Source organism: Methanosarcina flavescens, assembly GCF_001304615.2.
In the GTDB taxonomy this organism is placed as follows: Archaea; Halobacteriota; Methanosarcinia; order Methanosarcinales; family Methanosarcinaceae; genus Methanosarcina; species Methanosarcina flavescens.
On record NZ_CP032683.1, the window covers coordinates 1,297,938 to 1,317,094 of the forward strand.

Here is a 19,157-nt window from a genome sequence, read left to right on the forward strand (position 1 = left end):
ACGAAGTTTTTATAAAACCTGTTTCAATAAACTTAATATACCTATTAATTCTATTTTTATTTAAATATAATTATTTTTATTACTCCTGCGAACCCTGGCCGATACAAGGCGAGAATTCAATTTAGTTTTGTGGGAAAAATCCGATAAAACTGGAGGGTTATTATGGATAAAACCGATAACATCAGAACGAAACATATTGAAGCAAATCTTGAACATTTCAACCCCATTCCAGACAAGGTTTCCGATACAAGTGTGGGTTTTCCAGAAGAAGTCAGAGACTATCGTTACAGTTCGACAGATTACAGAAATATCTGGGAGTATTTAGAATTATTGTTCTCTATGCTGGTAGATTCCTTTAAAGGAAAATATCCGCTCCCAAAGAGAACCGCAATAGTGTTAACACTCACATTTCTGTATCTTATAAATCCAGTTGACATCGTTCTGGATATTGTTCCTGTAATTGGATTTGTGGATGATGTCGCTGTGCTCGCTTTTGCATCCAGACTTATTAAAGGTGACCTGGAAAATTATAGAGCCTGGAAAATGAGTCACTGATAGCCACTTATTTAACCTGTAACCTCAATTCGCCTGACCATTCTTGCTCCATCATGACCGTAAAAATCAAACTCCTGCCTTATTTTTACCGGAACAGCAATCTTCTCCTGCTTACATTACATTGAAAGTTTTTTTCTATTCTTAAAACTATAAAGAGAGGAGACATATTTAAGTTATTCCTGCTAACTCCGATGCATTCATAAGATGACCTGTACCGGAATTCCTAAATGTTCTGGCTTTTTGAAAATTTTCAATCCCTCCAGTCCCATTTTTCGCTTCATTTGCTCCCTGCAACAAAAACTGACCTGCAGAGTTATAGTCCTGAAGAGCCGCTCTCCATTCTTTCTGTGCATCCTGGAGTTTGAGAGATACTGTATACTGGTCATTCTCCTGAATAGCAATCTGAGTATCATTTACTATATTCTGTGCATATATCGCGAGCATAATATAATCAGAATTGTTTGCAGCATCAGATACGCCTTCCAGATCGGCTTTAAGTATCTTCAAATGCTTCTGGACGTTAGCTCCCCATGTAATATCCTGGTAGGCTGACTTAAGGGGATTCTGCGATGAATCTTGTTGAGCCTGAGAGGCATTTCCATCGTTTTGTGATCCGGCAAAAACTCCGATAACGAGTGCAAATAGTAAAACAAAAAATGTGAAGTAGATGTATTTTTTCATATACACGCCCCTAAACTTCCTTTCTGACTATAGAAATTTAGAGGGGGTGTATTATAAGATTTCCGTGATAGATTCTATATAAATAGGGAAAAATCGTTTAAGAAAGAGTGTATATTGTGAGTTCTAAATCAGAAATAAGCTTTTATTGAACACTTTTTTATTATATCCATCCCAGCCTCCTCGAATAGTCAGACAAAGAAACTAACGTGATAGTACCTGAGAGAAACAGATCTAGAAAAAGAGCATGTATAAATAATATCCACAGCAATTTTCTATTATGGCTCAGGCGGATTTTGAAGAAAGAATATTCAAGGAACTAGATATTATTAAAAAACAACTTATCGAAATAAGAGAGAACATGATAGATATAGACTGTGTACTTACCGATGAAGAAAGAGACCTTGTAGACAAAAGTTATGAGCACAAAAAAGAAGGAAAATTGATACCTATCTCGGAAGTAAAGAAAGAACTGGGACTCTAAATGTTTGAAATTCTCTTTGAGAAAGCTGCGTTCAAGTTTCTTAGCAAGCTCGATACAAGCAACAGGCAACGGATATTCGAAGCTATCGAAAAACTCTCAGAAGATCCGATACCCCATGATGCCAAGAAAATCTACGGAACCCGAGAAAAGCTTTTTAGAATAAGAGTTGGGAATTTTAGAATTCTTTATCGGATCGAATATGAAGAAATTATCATAATCATCGTCAATATCGATTCGAGAAAGCGCATATATCGAGAGTTCTAAAACTAAAACTAACCGATTTTAAATCACTTTTTTATTATATTTCCTCCCAAGTACCATCAAAATCTTCCAATTGCGCCGCCCGTAACATCTTCAAGTTCCTCAGCTTCAAGACAGACCTGTATAGCTTCTCTTACACGTTCCATAGCCTGCTCAACTGTCTTTCCCTGAGTGTAACAACCCGGTATGTCAGGAACTTTTGCAATATATATCCCATCTTCATCTTGCTCGATCAGAACCGTATAGTTCAAGCTCTTGCCTTCCATCTTTACCAGAATAACATTTAATCTGTGAGTATTTAAAGTTGTTACAGCCAAAATTGAAGACTTTTGATTGTTCCTTCTTTTTCAAGGAATGAAGAAATTTTTTCGAACAATTCTTTGTGCCGGGCAGCGTTTTCCATGTCAGTATATTTTGTTTGTGATCATTTAAAGGTATGCTGGAGTAAAGTGACGACAAAAGAGGGAGAAAACAGATTTAGTAAATTAGAAATTTCGGAGCGATATTACCTTTTTATTATATTTCCGCCCTAGCCCCTCAAATCCTTCGATTGAAAATCAAAATGTTGCGCCTCTAATTTAAAATTTAGTTGGATTTTAAGAAAAAATGCATTTTTTAAAAAAATGAAGATACTGAAAAATATGTTATAGAATTACTCTTTTGTTTTCTATTCTTTTTAGAATTATCTCATGCATTAATGGATTCTCCTTTAACTTATCTATTCCTAACCTAGCCCCTTCTATTACAAACTCATTTGGATATTCGAATCTTTGTAGCAATAGATCTATTTTGTCAATGTCTCCACTGTCAGTCCATTTAATAGGTGAAAATTCGAGATCGCCCATTAAAAAATCGACAAAATTAACACTCGCATTAGTTATTTTTTCCATAGTCTTAAGTTCTTCAAAAATGGAAAAAAATTCTATTGAACGAGGAATGGGAACAAAAAAATTTTCTTTTCTTCCTAAAATATTAAAAGATCTCTTTATGCTTTCACTGTAAAATTCCATATATCTTTCAGGATAATACTTTTTTACAAAGTTACATTTTTCAATAAATTTTTCTCTGTCAGTTGTGTAAGTAAACCAATAGTTTTCTGCTTGAGCTAAACAAACATATTCAAAAGCCATACTACTATCGAATTCATATGTTAAAGGGAAGAGAATATCCAATACTCGATACGAGAGATTTTTTAATCCACGTTCACTTATATATTGGACAAGTACTTGGTAGATTTTACTCTTATCATAGTTTTGCTCATCTAACCACAAAGTAACGCAATCTGCTAAAATTGTATCCTTTTCCCAATCAGACTCAAGAGAGTCTAGATATTTAAAAGCCATATTGCTTTCGAATTCATATATTAAAGGGAAAAGAACATCTAAAACTCTATACGAGACACCTTTTATTCCATGCTCATCTATGTATCTGACAAATGTTCTATAAATCTTATTATTATCATACTTTTGCTCATCTAACCAATGTTTAAAACAATTTACTAAAAAATTATCTTTCTCCCAATCAGACTTAAGAGAGTTAACAAGTTCAACAAATGTATCAGGTTCTATCTCCGAGTAATCATGTGCTTGAGATTCCGAATAAATATTTGAAGGTTCATTTTTAGGATACTCTATCTTTCCTATAGAAATTTCAACAATTTCTAACACTCTTTTAACGTCAGTATTCTCTTCTGCCATAGACCTAAGTTCATCTAAAGAGTATTCATCTAAAGCCGTAAAAGCAAGTGCAAGATCTTCATCTTGATCAAAATTTAATGATCGAAGAATATACCTAAAAAGATAAGAGGCTAAAAACCAATTTTCCTTCTCTACAATACAGAAATAATATTTATAAAGTAGTCTAGGATCATGCTCCCACAAAATTTCTGCATAATCTATAGGAAAATAACGTGTATGATCTTGATCTGTATATTCGTTTATATGTTCAATAGCTGGAGATATTCTTTGAATCCAATTTTCTATACTCAGAGATCCAGCTTTTTGACATAGTTTAATCGAATCTAGGACTCTATCGAGATACATATCTTTATGGTAATGGTACCCCAATAAGTTAATTGCAGCTGATTTTAAAAAGTAATCTTGGTTTTCCTTATCCTTATGAATACCTGCAAGTTTTGCCAAATCAGAATAATGATCTGCCCTTTCTGAGAAATTTACTATTGTTTGTTTCCAGCGGTTTTTTTCATCGGAAACAAACTTAGTATATACTTCATTTGAAATTACTGGCTTATTGAAACTCAACAAGAATTGGAGTAAATCACTTTCATTATAGTAATTCCTTTCAAAAATTACATTATTCAGTTCAATATCGTCAAATAGAAAAGAGAAACCTAATTTGCATTTATAGATATAAATAACTTTTAAACAGTTGGACAGAGCTATTCGCAAGCACTCTTGAAGTTCATAAAGATCCCTATTATGAGGATAACTTAGTGAACCGACTTTAGCGATGTTTTCAAATAAACAGATAAAGCTTGGATTTCGATGATCTACGATATTTTTTGAAATTTCTAAAGAAGATGCGAAAATCTGTGACATTATCTCTAAAGGCCATCTTTTTTGAATGTCTTGAGTCCAGTATTTAATGTCCAGATCTTCGTTTAATATTCCATAGATTAATCCTAAAATAAAATTATTAGAAAAGATCTTTGATCTTTCAATTCTCTTTCCAGTCTCTAGCATTGGAACCTTATAAGGAAATTCTTCATAGGTAGGAAGAGGCGGAATATAACTGATTCTTTTACCGTTTAATAACAAGTATAGTAAACATAGGTTATCTAAATCCTCATGTTTAATACTATACACTATTTCTAAAAATTGCTGTCTATTTAGTTCAAGATCATTTTCTACACATTTATCCAAAATCTCCTGTCTATCTGCATTTTCAGTGGCGAGTTCAATTAATTCTTCTATTTTTAAAATTTGATCGGTCTTCAGTAAAGAACTTACATATATTCCAAAAAGTTCTGCTGACCAGCCAGAGTCAGAAAATTGCTTAATATAGGAATAAATTCTTTTCACATCGTGCTTGCGGTCAAGAGAAACAGTTTTGATTGTAGAAACAGCTAGCTGAGGGATTTCAGCATTCATGTTTTCTTTATTTAGAACTTTCAAATTACTATGGAATTCAGCGAGTTTATCTATCGACACAGAAATTAAATCGAAGTTTCCCTGTTTCTCAGACATCTCGGCAATCAATTGAATGTGCTTAGACGGTGAAGAAATGAAATCCATGTCTGTATCTCTATTTTGAGACCTAAACACCCTTTCCCAAGAAAGTTTATTAACATCAATATATGACAAATCTGGATTTCTTCTTTTAAATGACTCTTGCCAAATTTTGGAACTTTGGATTTCACGAAATCTGAAAGAGTCTACATAATATTCCATTAGAGTTCCTAATTCAAAAGCCTTATCAAATAAGTTATTTTCAAAAGCAGCCTTGACGGCTAATGAAAGTTGAGAAATAATTTTTTCACAACATCTTGGATAACATATAGCTTCAATAAGCCACTCCCTGTCAATTCCAAGAAGTTCTTTAGGATCACCGAGTTCATAAGCAAGTTTTTTCAGTTCAGCCCATTTTAAATCTTCATAGTCGGATTCTACTAGCCATTTCCGTATTGCCTTCTTTAAAAATAACTTCTGTTGTTCAAATTCAGGCTGACTTAACACAAAAAGTTCAAAGCTACTGTGATATATAGATAAGATTCTTTTATTTTTAAATAATAAATGTGATATGGAATTGTAATCGCTGGTTATTCCAAAAGGAGAACTCGTGATTGAAGATAGTAACTCAAAAAGTTCCTTTTCGTGAAAACTAAACTCTACACTCGAAATAACTAGAGCTATTGTTTTACTCACTTCTGGGAGTTGCTTCCATAAAGTAGTGTAGTATTTTTCAATATCCTTCTCATAAGGAATGATATTTTCACAATCATAAACTGTAACAAATCCGTTTTCACAATTTGTTTTCAATTGATAAAGGGTATATCTAAGGTGTAGTGGATTTCCTTCAGTTAATTCATAGATTCTTTCTGAAAGTGATTTAATATGAAGTTCGTGGATAGGCAGCTTTAGTTCAATAGTATTTTTGAGAATAATGTTTTTTACTGAGTATTCACTTAATCCCTTTATTTCAATCCATTGATCTTCAGGACATTTATCAAAGATTATTTGAGGAAGATAACTTTTAGAAATTTCTTGTGTCCCAAAAATGAGCCATAATCCTGATTGAGGAAAACAGATTTCTTTCAGAAAACTCGTTAATTCGGAAGAATCTGAATACCTTAAAACATGATCCAGTCCGTCAATAATTATCACGAAAGATTGGCCCTTTTCATAAAAATAATGGGCTAATTGCAAAATAAATTCTCTTAAAGATATATTTGTTGAGTTTTTATTTGCTAAGCATCCAAGCTCTTTTGAATATTCTTTAAATTGAGCTTTTATACCTTCAATAACACGTTGAGATACTAATCTCTCACTTTGGCTTGGGTCTTTAGAAGACAAATAGTAATGATGTCTAAAAACAATTACACCTTTTTCCGTTAAAACCTGATTAAGTTTTGAAAGATAAGTGCTCTTTCCACTTCCGGGCTTCCCACAAAATACTTTAATTCCACCCTCTGGATTTGCAAGGTCAGTTAATACTTTATCTTGAATATTAGCATCAAAAAATTCAAAGTCATCAGGAATCCCAAAGTTCTGTTCCAAAGTTCTAGGGGTATCAAATTCACACCATTTGAGTATACGTTCAATATCTAAAGATGTTGAATACTGTTTTCTGCATTCGTTATGCAAATTATTAGGCTCTGTAGAAATCCTCTAAATTCTGTTTTTACCCAAAAATTATAAAAATAAAATTGTAAAAATGCTCCTTAATTTTTTTGTCCACACAAAAAACAAAGGAGCAATTGCTATTGTCATCAAATAAGTATATTAAATTTATTGATCTCAGTCTTAAAACGGTTCAGTCTTCCAGACTGAACCTTTACTCCTGCAAATATTCCAAACGTGTTTATACTCAACATCAGCTTCTTGTTCTTGTTTTATTGAAGGAGTATATAAGTACAGACTACCGTGACTTTGTAGAACTTGTTGACCTCATGAACAGTATAAAGAAAAAACTTGACCTTGATAAGGTTCCTCATTACACTACTCTTCAAAAGTTTGTGTCCAGAATTCCCTCTTCATTGTTTAACCTAATTTTGTCAAAAACTCTAAAACTATTTTACTCACATGGAGAAAAAGTTCTCATTACGGCAATTGATGCAACAGGATTTACGAGTTCTTATGCAAGTCATTATTATTCTAAGAGAACAGGGAAGCTCCGAAGGAGCTTCCTTAAAACTTCAATATCAGTAGACACTATTAAAAAAGTAATATTAGGATGGAAAATTAGCCAAAAAACAGATCATGATGTCAAGCATGCAAAGACTCTGATAAGACAATCAAACAAGTCAAGAAAGTCTCAATGTTATGTGATGGATAAAGGATATGATTCCGAAGAAATTCATACTCTAATAAGAGAAGAGATAAAAGCAGATTCAATAGTACCTTTGAGAGAAAGAAAAAGAAAGAGAATAAACGGAAAATATAGAAAACAATTAAACAAAGACTTTGATAAGATCAAATACAATAGAAGGAATATAGTAGAGACAATAATATCTGTTGTAAAAAGAAAATTTGGAGAAACATTAAGAGCAAGAAAGGTTAGAAATCAAGTAAAAGAAGTAAAAGTTAAACTAATAGTCTATAATATAAACAAAAAAGTAATACAATTATTATGGATTAAATTAAGGATTTCTACAGAGCCTATATAATCTTATTTTTAAAAGAAAAGAAAGTAAAATTGAAGCTGTTTTCTGTCGTTTATATGCTTATTTTAAAGGCTGTTACTGGCCAAAACGCCGTTTGCTTGAGTATATACTAAGCTTAAAGACTGAAAATTGGAGCACTGTACTTGGAAGTAATTTCCCTAGTAATTTAGTCACTTTACTAGAGGCGTTTATTCATAAGAAAGTAGAAAAACATAGTTACTATTTTAGTGGAAATGAGGGTGAAAAATATTCAGACTCTTTTTACCTTTCTAACAGGGGAATAAAAAAATTATCAGAGATAGGATTAATAACCGAGAAATTTTATGAAAATATAAAGAGTTATCCTTATCCTCATGCAGATAATTTTTCATATAAAAAAGATACATATGAAGTAAAATGTACACCTAAGGGGAAAAAAGTTGCAAAAGAGATAATCGAAGAATTATTCCATAATAATTCAAATTTGAAGTCAATCTTGGCTAACTTGGAGATAGAAGATTTCCCAAAACAAGATTTTCCATATGAAAATCCATCATATTGGGGATTTCCCAGGCTAACTGCAGTTTTTGAAAAGAAAAAATGGGTTATGGAACGTGATTTAGAATTAACAACTGAGGATTGGTGGACTGACAATCTAGGTTATCTTAAAAAGGTAATTGATTGAAGTTTATTTTATTTGAATATCTCACAACTTGGCCTAGTTACAGCATAGCTGTCATGTGCTGAAAAGTCAATATGTTATAATCACATTTCATTAATAATGTTCATCGCATAAGTCATAAGCAGTCGAACGACTATGAATAACTATAATCAGCTTTATACAACGCGTTTACTATTGACACCACAATATAATGATTTAAGTATTCTGCCTCGAATAAGTTTTTGAGAATACTGTAATGCGTAAAATCCTGTTCGTAATACATGACAGCAATGCTGAAACTACTTCCTTCATGAAAATTTATAGTAAAATGAGTGGTTTTTTGCCTAAATCCGAACGTTCTATATGAGCTTGTTTCAAAACTACTTCCAAGTTCACTAAATCAGTATTTATTTTAGAGTCGATAAATAGAGATCGCAATTTCTTAGGATAGGCCTGTTACAGATTGGCTCTTATAGTTACTGTGGACAATAATATATAACATGCTTTTTATGGTGGCTGTATATTCCACTTCCTTTCTTTTTGCCAGTAACCGCCCGATATCTGCTCACTTCGTGAACATGCGGGCGTGGAGGGAAGTTTTCAGATAAATTTAAAAAAGAAATTTGATAACTCCTCCAGAGTTTATTCTTTGAAAGGCGTGTGGTAAACTGCAAAAATAAAACAACTCTTCAAGAGGAAGAGTTGTTTTTACGCCTGGATTCTAACTCCTGACAAAGCGTTTATGATAGAGGATGGTCAAGCTTTGGAATAAAATTAATTATCACCGCGTCCTTCTATGACATCAATGATACGCTGACCGATCAGTGGAGCAACGGAGGCGGCAAATTCTGGATTAGGGTGAGAATCCGAAGCTGATACGGCATTTTCCGGCAAGAGGTATAGTCCGCCTCCGGTTTCCAGTTCATGGAAATCCCAAACATAGATATTATCACCGGGCTCATCCCAGGTTGTCTTGACCCAGTTAGCAAATTCTCTTGCTCTTTCGGCTTCTGCGGGATTGGTTGCGCTTTCGACCAGAGCTGCACCTGTCCAAACGATGAAGCGTTTATTCGGAAATTCATGCATCTTTTCTTTAAGAGCGTTGTACTGCAGCTTATAATTCTCTAGGCTTTTGACACTGGAAGTTATATCCGGAGAACCTGTATCGGCAACTATGTTGCTAACCGGGAAACAGTGCTTCCAAACGATGACGTCATAAGTCTGAGTCAACATCTCTAAGGTCGGTTCTTCCATATAGGCAGAAGGACCTGCATGATTTACCCAGATGTTCCAATAATCATAAGGATAGTTATTCCATCCATAGGGGGATACCTTTGGAAATTCCAGGGGTGTTATACTATAGTCTGTGCCGTGATCAGCGTTATATTTTTCAATCGTATCCTGCACCCCACCGTCCCAGATAACTCCGCCGGTGCTGTGATGAAGATATATAACCTTTGCTGAGCTTGACATCGGTTCGGTACTCTCTAGAGGTATTATATTTTTATCTATGTGGGATATGTTTGTCGTTGTAACTGTGTCATCGGCTAACTGTGCATTTTCACTGGCACTTTGACTCTCCGTATCCGGGGCTGAACTGCAGCCCGATATAGAGATAAATAAAATAATAATTAGCAGCCCTGCTAATTTAATTCCAAAAAATTTACTGACAAGATTCATAATAATCTCCAGGCTTTATTTATTATTCTTTATAAAATATTTTATTTTACGAAAGGGCGAAGTATTTGCAGCTTAATTAAATTAATCGTTATGTTTATTATAATAAAAATATTGCTTTTTGTTCATCTATGCAGGAATAGTGAGAAATTTATCAGTAAAAAAAACAATAATATTTCTAAGAATTAAAAACCAATTTTTATATATGTCACTATTCACTACTTTTTCAGTTTTCCACGGCCTGCATATTGAAATTTCTGTACTTTAACACGAGCAGGCAAGAAAAAGAAAATTAATAATGATTACTTCCTTTCAAGAAATTCTATGAAAGAATCCAAATTACGTTCTTTCATTTCAATGCAAAAATCATTGTTTTTATCTATGTCTTTATAGTGTTCGTATAAGCTATTTAATTGGTTGTACATTGTTGAGTTTACTGATTTATACCACTGCGCATAATCTTGAATTATGTTGACAGACATCGGACACAATAACAACGTTAAACCAAATCCTATATCATCGTCAGGAAAAATTACAAAAGGAAAATTTCTACATGCTTCAGGCCTGTTATCGTATATCCTGCATTTTGTGTCTATCAATAATGGGCAGTGCCCGACGATTGCTTTATAACATCCTTCCAACTCTGACTTTACTGCATTAGATTTTAAGATTCTCGCACTTTCTTTGTCTACATTTTTTAAGATTTTCTCGTATTCTTTTCTACGAAAGTCAATAATGTGAGTTTTGCAGCAGCTTGCATTACATGATTCAGGACAAGTATAGTGTTTAAGTATGCTTTGAGTTTTTGAGACTAACCAATCGTGTTTTTCAGAACGTTGTCTTCTATCCATAGCATTCACCCGGTTGAATGAAAAAAGAGAGTTAAATATAATAGCTATCAATTGCTCTGCTCAACTAGTAATTTAGATATGGGCTACTTCCATCTGTTCTCTTACCAAACAATAAATTCTAATATTTTATTGAGGAAGAAAATCATCTGAATTATAAGGGAAGTAAAATCTGAATTTTTTATTTCAAATTCACTTGGTGGAATTTTGTCTAAATCTTTATCTTTTATGAGTTTGAGGTGCATTTTTAATTATGCACTATCTTGTTTTGCTTTTCAGGACTGTTTATGTTATTGATTTCAAAGTATAATTTGTTAATTTCTTTGTATAAGCCATTTACTCTGAATAAAATATCCTTTCTTACTGATTTGTTAAATTGATCAATTATTAAGATATAGCAAATATTAGTGGAATAGAAAGCTTTATTCGTGTCACCGACTTTAAGAAGATGTTCTAAAGCATAATTTATCCGTGCTACAATTTGCTTTTTGTCTTGCTTTCTCGCCAAATTCCAGTAAAAGTTAAATGATTCCAAGTTTTCAATTGCATCTTTTATAAATTATATTAGAACATCTGATGCGTATATCTTCATTTTCTCGTAGGGAATATACACTTAATAGTAATCGATAGAGATAATACGAGAATAATTACGAATATAATGTATCACGGGGATTCAAGGATGGGTTTGATGGAACTAACACAAAATCTGAAAAAAGAAATATTAATGATCAGTGACCAGATAAGCCGAATGGATTATCGGATAAGCCAGCTTAACGAGGTCACAAAAAAATAAACTGTCTTTATTCAGAGTTTAACTCAGAATAGTATTAATCATCTTCTCAAGTTCGTTTCTATCAACCAGGTCAATAAAGTTCGCTTTAGCTAATTGTCTGGCAGAATCGGTAAAGTAACTGTTTGTAACTACTATGCCCTCGGTGCACTTGTAGAAGCCTTTTGCAGCTACAACTTCCTGTACCGCACTGTTTGAAACCTTACCCGAGTACCTTTTGACCTGAACAGCGATTCTTTTTTTTTCTTTTGAGGTTAGAATAAGATCTGCACCCTGATCACCTGATTTCGGAGTATGATAAACTGAATATCCTAACTGTTCATAAACGTGTTTCATAAATTCTTCAAACTTGTATCCGCTCATCTTATCGATTTCAGCTAATGTAGATAGGGCTGGGTTTGATGGTTTTTTCTTAAATAGTCGTTTTATAAGACTATGCAGTAAACGCATCGAATAATTTGACAGCAACCATATAAACTTCAGTAAGTAAAATGAAAAACTCAATAATAGCTTAATTGGTTTTATCAAAAGATATAGCATCAACTTTAATAAATCATTACCAGAGCGACGCTGTTTTCTGCTCTTTCCTTTTTTCCTCTTTTTCATCAATGTACTTCCTTCTGTTTTTAAAACCTATCAACAAATCCGTATTGAAAAGTCCGTAATGCATATCAAAGACTACAATATTCTATAATTCTAGAGTATTCTTTCCGGCTTATGCCCTTCCAGCGAAAGACAATTCAAATCTGAGAGCAGCTTATCAATTAAAAGAATAATTTAATATAAATATACTGTTGGGTTAAGCGATTATTTTCTAAATTGGACTTAATTGTTCTATAGCAGGTAAGAATTGAATAGATAAAAGAGAAAAATCTACTCTTATTTGAGGAAAAAGCCGGAAAGAGGCTAGATAACTCAGCTAAATGAAATAGCACAAAAGTAAGTCTTTCATATTCAGGGGGTATATCCTGGGGTTAGCACGGAAGCTCAATGAAAATGATCAAGTGAGTTGTTTTTCTATCAGTTTGCTAGCTCTGGAGACAGCTCCGTTAACGAATCTTTACGAGAGACCTGCATAGAAGTTTATGGCCTGTGGAAGGATATATATTATCAGAAATTAGTTTAATGGATTTTCGTCAGAAAAAGTGACCGAACTGAGTTTAATTCTTCAATCAATGATCGAGGTTGCGATAAAGATATTTTTGAGTCGTAATGATACTACCATACTGGTAGACGCTGCTGAAAAAGTTTCTATTTTATAAAAAAATGAGTAACTTAAATATAAGTTAAAGTGACTTAAATATAAGTTAAAATAAACTAAAATAACTTAAATATCAGTTAAAAATAAACTGAAATAACTTAAAAATAAGTTAAATTAACTTAATTTTCATATGTTTTTATCCAATGTTTTATAGACCGGTCTATAAGCCTGCGGGGCTGAAATCTATGACAACTCATATCGAGATCAATGGAATCGTTGTACAGGTATACGAATCAGTATATGAATACGCATCTCGAAACGCAAACTTCTCTAACTATGCAGATGAGAATGTGGATGTGTCACATTTTTCAGATAAAGGCACGGAATCAAAGTTTCCGAAAGTGCTTATTCGACCGGTGTTACTATATAAGGACTTGAATTTTTCAGTCGGGAAACAGCTATTTGACGGCATAGAATTTCCTGAGACGATAGAAATAGAAGGCTCGGAATATACATTGGTAAATTTTGGTGAACATGAAATCAGTTACCTGAAAGCAGATGACATGGATAACCCTGTGTACACTCTTATATATAGAGGTGCGCAGGTTACAGATGGAATGTATCTATATTGTTATCCTGTGGACACCGAGATTTTCGAAACCGAGGAAGCAGCGCAGGCAAAAGCCAACGAGCTTAACAATACATGAGGATATAACGATGCTAATTGTGAATAGTGTTATGAACCTGTCCTACCTCAAACTTAAGTGTTAACTATTCTGCAAACATTGTAAAATTAATCCACTTTCATAGTTATTTCTGTAGTCATAGTTATTTCTGCAGCAGTATTAGTTACTAAGAACAAATGTATTAATATTAAAAATCCTCATTTTACCTTCATTTGGGAGATCCGGGGCCTTATAGCACATTTTTATTTAAAACATGTATGGCGCCACAAGCCAAACTTTTCGAATAACTATTAATACTTCAATCAATAATATTAGGTTACTCGTTATAATATTTTTAGAAAAGAATACTGATTTAAGCAATATAAGTTGAATAAGTTATGTCCCAAAAGATCGAAGCACTTGAAAGTCTGAGAGGAATAGGAGCATTCATGGTCTTGATAGGACATCTGTTCTGTACGTTCTATCCAGCTTTACTTTTCGGAGACGTTATGCTTCATTTTAGTTTTGAGGACACCATCCGAGACGGGCCCTTGCACTTACTATATAACGGTCCGTTTGCTGTTTGCCTGTTTTTCACACTGAGTGGGTATGTGTTGAGCTACAAATACTTTATCAGTAAAAATACTGAAACTTTAAGGAGCAGTGCATATAGACGATATTTCCGTCTTTTAGTACCAGTGTTTGCGACTGTAATGATCTCCTTCGTTGTAGGCTCCCTGGGACTTTATCGTCACATGGAGATAGTACCAATTACGGGTTCAGTTTTATGGCTAAACACTTTATTCCAGTTTCCTCATGGCGATATATTTGAAGCAATATATAATGGCCTATTTGGAGTATTTATCACCGGGGACAATAGATATAATGGTACCTTATGGACAATGGCCACTGAACTACGAGGCAGCTTTCTTGTCTATGGATTCCTATTGTTTTTTGGAGATCGGTGGGACCGCCTATTAGCCTACATTGCTGGATTCCTGTTGTTTAAGGATGGGTACATGATAAACTTCCTTGCAGGTGTGGCATTGTGTGACCTGAGAAACAATATGAATTATAGGTTGCCAGAACCTGTTTGCATCGGCATTACAGCCGTGGGATTATGGATGGCTGCGGTCACTTACAATGTGAACGGGTTACTCTCAATAATCGGATTACATACTGGTGTACAATATCCAGATCTAGCTTTTGGGGCGATATTTGTGTTGGCTGGTGTTGTCTTTAGCACCATTTTACAAAAACTTCTATCCAATAAGTTTTTGGTATGGATGGGCCGTATGTCTTTCAGCGTTTACGTAATCCAAATGATTATAATATGTAGTTATGGTTGCATAGTCTTCAGCCTGCTTAATCAGCTTTTCTCTTATAATATCGCAGCCATTGTCAGTATTGTGTCGACTATTATTCTGGTATACTTAGTTGCTCCATATTTTTATGAGTTGTTTGATCTAGGTGGTCAGCGGCTCTCAAACGCACTGTATAGGACATCTTATAACAAGGCCTCTCTGATGGTACAGAAGACTTATAACTTTTGTAAATCGGGTAAGTTACTTCCTGCTATGTATGAGATTATGAAAAATCCATTCACTGTGCACTCCTCAAGTGTGAAGGGAGAAACGAAAGAAGGAAAATAAGAGTAGAAAATACACACTAAATACTATTCTCATAGCAATATTTATCTTAAAATGCTGCTCCCCCATTCCACTCAATAAATATATAAACTCCTTAAAGTATCTTTTGTTTATGACCCTTGAGCCCGTGCATATGCGTAAGATCTCGGAGCTTGCGAGAAAGATTGACCGGTCGTTTGAGTTTGAGGAGGTGAATACGGCTGCAAATATCTATTCTCTGCTTGAGGAGTTGAGGCTAGATGGGAAGGTTATACTTAAGGCGATAGACAGGCTCTATCGAGGGATTGTAAGGACTGAACTCATGGCACAGGGCGAGGATCCGTATCCGGTTACTTATGCCTGCGACAGCGGGAGTACCAATCCCAGAACTTATGACAGCGGGCTTTTTGTGGATTTCTGTCACTGTGGGCTGGCTGCAACGCCTACTGACCTTGACATTCAGAGATTCAGGACGATCGTATGTGCGGCTTATTCTTCTTCCCAGAGGGTAGCCATACAGGCTACATTGGACTGGGAAACCTTTGATGAAGAATTTGGACGGGCAAAACTTGTCACAATCGCTCCTGATGAGTTAAAAAGAAAGGCTCCTGACATAGTTCACAGCTTTGCCATGTACCTGGCTGAATCCGAACATATTATTTTTATGAAGGATAAGATAGAACCTGAGAGCTTTTTCATAATGGACGGGCCGATTTATCCCAAACAGCTAATGTACTGGATGGTACTGGATGACGAGGACGTAAGAATTCGGCAGAACAGCGATGCCAGGAAGATCCTTCAGAACTATATCGATATTATGGACCATTTCTTGGAAAACCAGATGCCTGTAGTTGGGTTTGTAAAAAACCCTACTGATGTGCAGATTATGGACAGCGTCCGGAAGAAAAAGGAAGCTTTCGACTTGCCCTGGATGCTTGACTCCCAGTTTTTCAGGAATTTGCTCTCCCTTGAAAAAGTTGACATTTCATCAGGTAACAGCGGAAGGAATTCGAAAAATAACGGGAAAAATGGCAGGCACACCGATTTCAGGAATGCCTACATTACTTATACCAACTGGTTCCTGCAGCCCAACAGGTTTTACGAGAAAATGCTTAACGGAACTTCCCCCCTTGCAGCCGCAGATCCGTTCCAGCAGGAACTCAAGCACAATTTCCCGCCTGAGGATTATGCCCTTTGTTTTTTCATGCTTTATATGCCTTCCAAGGATTTTGTCTTTAAGGTAGAAGCCCCATACGGGCTTATTAAAGACGATTATCTCCGTATGCAAATTACCAAAAAAGTGCTCTTTGACCTTTCTTTGCATGGTTTTCCCCTAACTCTCACTAAGGCGGATCATCTTGCAAAAATCCGCAAAGTAGAAAAGGAAGAGATTGATAAATTCTTTGAAAATATGAATCCCGATATTACTTATAATGACATTCGGTGGGGTAAAATGAATGAAATATGAAAATACCGACATTTTTACCTTTAATTCTTACAAACCGAAAAAGGAATCAATCCCTGCAAGCTCAGGAATGGAAGAAAATGCAGGTTTAAAGGAAAGTCATGGCGAAATCAATCCTGAAGACCAGAATATGGGTGAAACCGCAAACTCCATCAAAGACATTTCTGATCTGGCTACTTCTGCGCTCACACCTGACACTGATGAAGAATTGCAGGCTCCCTTATCCGATACTCTCTTAAAAGACTGCCAGGAGGACATATCAGACCTTATTCCGGAAGCTGAATCTGATATTTTCTCAGATTCTACCGAAGCTATCTTTAAATCCACCTCTCTGTCTAAAGCTGCCCCTCTGTCTGAGACTGTTTCTTTACCTTCCCCGGATCTCTCTCTTGAATCCGAAGCTCTCGGGAGTTCTGTAAAGGAAACCCTTCCCTTTGAACCCTTTGTCGGGTACGACAATAATGCCCTTAAAGCTCTTCAGACCTCAGAAGCCTTCGGAATCATAACCACAGGCATAGAGCCCCTCGAATTAACCGCTTCAGGCGCTGTAATCACAGGTTACATTACATCTGCCAGGCGGCACGATATAAGGCTAGGAACATACGTTGTTGTGCCTTATGAAAATGGAGAAAAACTCTTTGCGAAGGTAGGAAAACTCCAGTACAGGCAGGAATTTGTCGTAGACGATGCAACCGAGATTCACTCGAGGCGTATGCTCAGCGCCCGCGGGAATCCAGTAAACGAAGCAGATTATAAGTTTCTTGCCTACTTGGATCCGCTCTGTATTCTGTACCTGAAGAACGGAGGCACACTTACAAGGCGCATGGCAGACCGGATTCCCCACCCTAACACTCCTATCCTGCCTGTTACTGATAGGCTTGAGGTCCAAACAGGACTTAATATTCCTGAAGAAGGAATCTTTCTCGGCCACCTGAGTGTGGGAGGCGAGCTTTTAAAAACCCACTCCGAACCCGAAACAGTTGCATACTATCTCAGAAACGACTATTCCATGGGCGACCCCCTTATTTTCAGACATATGCTTATCTGTGGAAGCACTGGAACAGGGAAAACCTTCCTCTCAAAAAATATCCTGCGCCAGTTCATGGCGGAAAATAACAGGTACAGGCTACGAAGTTCCCCTGATAAGGCACGGAAAAACCCCTGCCTGGTAATTATGGACCCTCAGGATGAGTATTCCCAGCTTTTCGAAGATAACGAAACTCTGAATGAGGATGACAAATTCCGCTTGGAGTCCGAAAACGTGATTTACGGCAGGGTCACCTCTACAAAAGCTTTCGTCGCAAAAGTTGATGGGCAAAGATATCCTGGCGACAAGTCAAGAGCGGAGCAGATTGAGTTTACAATTCCCTTTTCGCTTGTAGGGTATAATTCCTGGCTTATTGCAGCAGCCGGGATGTCCGAACTCCAGTACATAGGACTTGAGGTGCTTCTTGGGGATTTCTTCAGATCAAACGTACCGCACACTTACCTGAACTTTATCAACCATATTGATAATGAGGGTACCCGTTCTTACTATGTTGACAGCGGGAAGCTGCATGAATCCTCATATGACGGGATCGTGAGAAGAGTCAGGAGTCCTTTCTTCTCAAAGGTCTTTGATCGGGATGCTACCTCAATTACCGAGCTTCTGGATAAGATCTTCAAACCAGGGCAGATTTCGGTCTTCCCTACCGAGTATATAAGTGATCCCAGAATCCGCGACCTTATAGTGCTCACAATCATGAGCCTGATCGTGGACAATAAGTTAAATACAACAGGAGAGAAAGCTATTAAAGAGACCCCGATCATTCTGGCTCTGGACGAAGCTCACCGTTACCTCTCAAAGGCAAAAGGGGAACATTCTCGCCTTATAATCTCCCGCTTTGCAGATGCAGCGCGACAGGGCCGAAAAGAAGGACTTGGTCTTTTTTTAATCACCCAGGATCCCCAGGATATCGATGATACAGTTTTCAAGCAGGTAAATACAAAATTGATCCTTAACCTTAACAATGATGCAGCTATCACGTCCCTCAAAGTCCCGAAAGAATACGAGCGCAGAATTCCATATCTTAAAAAAGGACAGATGATAGTCCATTCCCCGGATAACAGCGACATTGTTGAGATAATCGGGCTCTCAAATTGTGTTGTCAGGCACCGATGAGGCCTCTCAGAATGCTTTAATGCTTGAAATTTAAGGCTTATTATAACAGGATTAAGGCTATTATAACAGGAGGAGAAATTCCTGAGCTCTGTATAAGTCATATGCGGGTCAATATAATCCATGTATAGGAAGTCGGGAACAGAAAAATTTCAATTTTTTCTGCCTCCGCTCCTGCACTTTTTTAACTTAAATTGCTCTTTGTTTTTAACTGCTTTTTAACTGTTTTATCTAGATATATTTCTGATATTGCTGCTTTAACATT

At 35.8% G+C, this 19,157-nt stretch carries 15 protein-coding genes; 9 read left to right on the plus strand and 6 right to left on the minus strand.

All coding sequences use genetic code 11. The features are described 5' to 3' along the window. Positions 1-162 precede the first annotated feature (162 nt). Positions 163-555: a YkvA family protein gene (locus tag AOB57_RS05860; protein ID WP_054297603.1), complete on the plus strand. Its 393-nt coding sequence runs from the start codon at positions 163-165 to the stop codon at positions 553-555. 168 nt (positions 556-723) lie between these two features. On the opposite strand, the gene AOB57_RS05865 is transcribed toward AOB57_RS05860, so the two are convergent. Then, on the minus strand, positions 724-1,236 hold the full coding sequence (locus tag AOB57_RS05865; protein ID WP_054297602.1) for a hypothetical protein: 513 nt from the start codon (positions 1,234-1,236) through the stop codon (positions 724-726). A gap of 277 nt (positions 1,237-1,513) precedes the next feature. Here AOB57_RS05865 and AOB57_RS05870 point away from each other — a divergent pair, with 277 nt between their 5' ends. Together AOB57_RS05870 and AOB57_RS05875 are read left to right on the plus strand one after the other, a co-directional pair. Further along, positions 1,514-1,717: a hypothetical protein gene (locus AOB57_RS05870; RefSeq protein ID WP_054297601.1), complete on the plus strand. Its 204-nt coding sequence runs from the start codon at positions 1,514-1,516 to the stop codon at positions 1,715-1,717. Beyond that, on the plus strand, positions 1,718-1,981 hold the full coding sequence (locus AOB57_RS05875; protein ID WP_054297600.1) for a type II toxin-antitoxin system RelE family toxin: 264 nt from the start codon (positions 1,718-1,720) through the stop codon (positions 1,979-1,981). 56 nt (positions 1,982-2,037) lie between these two features. On the opposite strand, the gene AOB57_RS05880 is transcribed toward AOB57_RS05875, so the two are convergent. Together AOB57_RS05880 and AOB57_RS05885 are read right to left on the minus strand one after the other, a co-directional pair. Next, on the minus strand, positions 2,038-2,229 hold the full coding sequence (locus AOB57_RS05880) for a type II toxin-antitoxin system HicB family antitoxin (RefSeq protein WP_226999659.1): 192 nt from the start codon (positions 2,227-2,229) through the stop codon (positions 2,038-2,040). Between the two features lie 393 nt (positions 2,230-2,622). Further along, complete coding sequence (locus AOB57_RS05885) at positions 2,623-6,801, minus strand: NACHT domain-containing protein (RefSeq protein ID WP_054297599.1); 4,179 nt, start codon at positions 6,799-6,801, stop codon at positions 2,623-2,625. Between the two features lie 119 nt (positions 6,802-6,920). Between AOB57_RS05885 and AOB57_RS05890 the strand changes: the two genes are divergently transcribed. Then, positions 6,921-7,823, plus strand: coding sequence for an IS5 family transposase (locus AOB57_RS05890; RefSeq protein ID WP_167829559.1), 903 nt, complete (start codon positions 6,921-6,923; stop codon positions 7,821-7,823). A 91-nt stretch (positions 7,824-7,914) separates the two neighbouring features. Beyond that, positions 7,915-8,484 (plus strand): hypothetical protein, encoded by a 570-nt coding sequence (locus AOB57_RS05895; protein WP_054298483.1) that lies wholly within the window; start codon positions 7,915-7,917, stop codon positions 8,482-8,484. Between the two features lie 750 nt (positions 8,485-9,234). Here the strand turns inward: AOB57_RS05895 and AOB57_RS05900 are convergent. From AOB57_RS05900 to AOB57_RS14475, 3 genes are all read right to left on the minus strand, one after another. Continuing rightward, positions 9,235-10,140, minus strand: coding sequence for a hypothetical protein (locus AOB57_RS05900; protein WP_054298482.1), 906 nt, complete (start codon positions 10,138-10,140; stop codon positions 9,235-9,237). 299 nt (positions 10,141-10,439) lie between these two features. Then, on the minus strand, positions 10,440-10,988 hold the full coding sequence (locus AOB57_RS05905; protein WP_054298481.1) for a YkgJ family cysteine cluster protein: 549 nt from the start codon (positions 10,986-10,988) through the stop codon (positions 10,440-10,442). An 808-nt stretch (positions 10,989-11,796) separates the two neighbouring features. Next, complete coding sequence (locus AOB57_RS14475) at positions 11,797-12,381, minus strand: restriction endonuclease (protein ID WP_226999660.1); 585 nt, start codon at positions 12,379-12,381, stop codon at positions 11,797-11,799. Positions 12,382-13,221: 840 nt separating this feature from the next. On the opposite strand from AOB57_RS14475, the gene AOB57_RS05915 reads away from it, so the two are divergent. From AOB57_RS05915 to AOB57_RS05930, 4 genes are all read left to right on the plus strand, one after another. Continuing rightward, entirely contained in the window at positions 13,222-13,683 is a 462-nt protein-coding gene (locus AOB57_RS05915) for a hypothetical protein (RefSeq protein ID WP_054298479.1), read from the plus strand. A 356-nt stretch (positions 13,684-14,039) separates the two neighbouring features. Next, a complete protein-coding gene (locus AOB57_RS05920; RefSeq protein ID WP_082384164.1) occupies positions 14,040-15,293 on the plus strand; it encodes an acyltransferase family protein in 1,254 nt (417 codons plus the stop codon). Positions 15,294-15,402: 109 nt separating this feature from the next. Further along, entirely contained in the window at positions 15,403-16,737 is a 1,335-nt protein-coding gene (locus AOB57_RS05925) for a DNA double-strand break repair nuclease NurA (RefSeq protein WP_054298477.1), read from the plus strand. After that, positions 16,727-18,895 carry an ATP-binding protein gene (locus tag AOB57_RS05930; RefSeq protein ID WP_054298476.1) on the plus strand — a complete coding sequence of 723 codons (2,169 nt, stop codon included), beginning with the start codon at positions 16,727-16,729 and terminating at the stop codon, positions 18,893-18,895. Before AOB57_RS05925 ends, AOB57_RS05930 begins: the two co-directional genes overlap by 11 nt. The last annotated feature ends 262 nt before the right edge of the window (positions 18,896-19,157 follow it).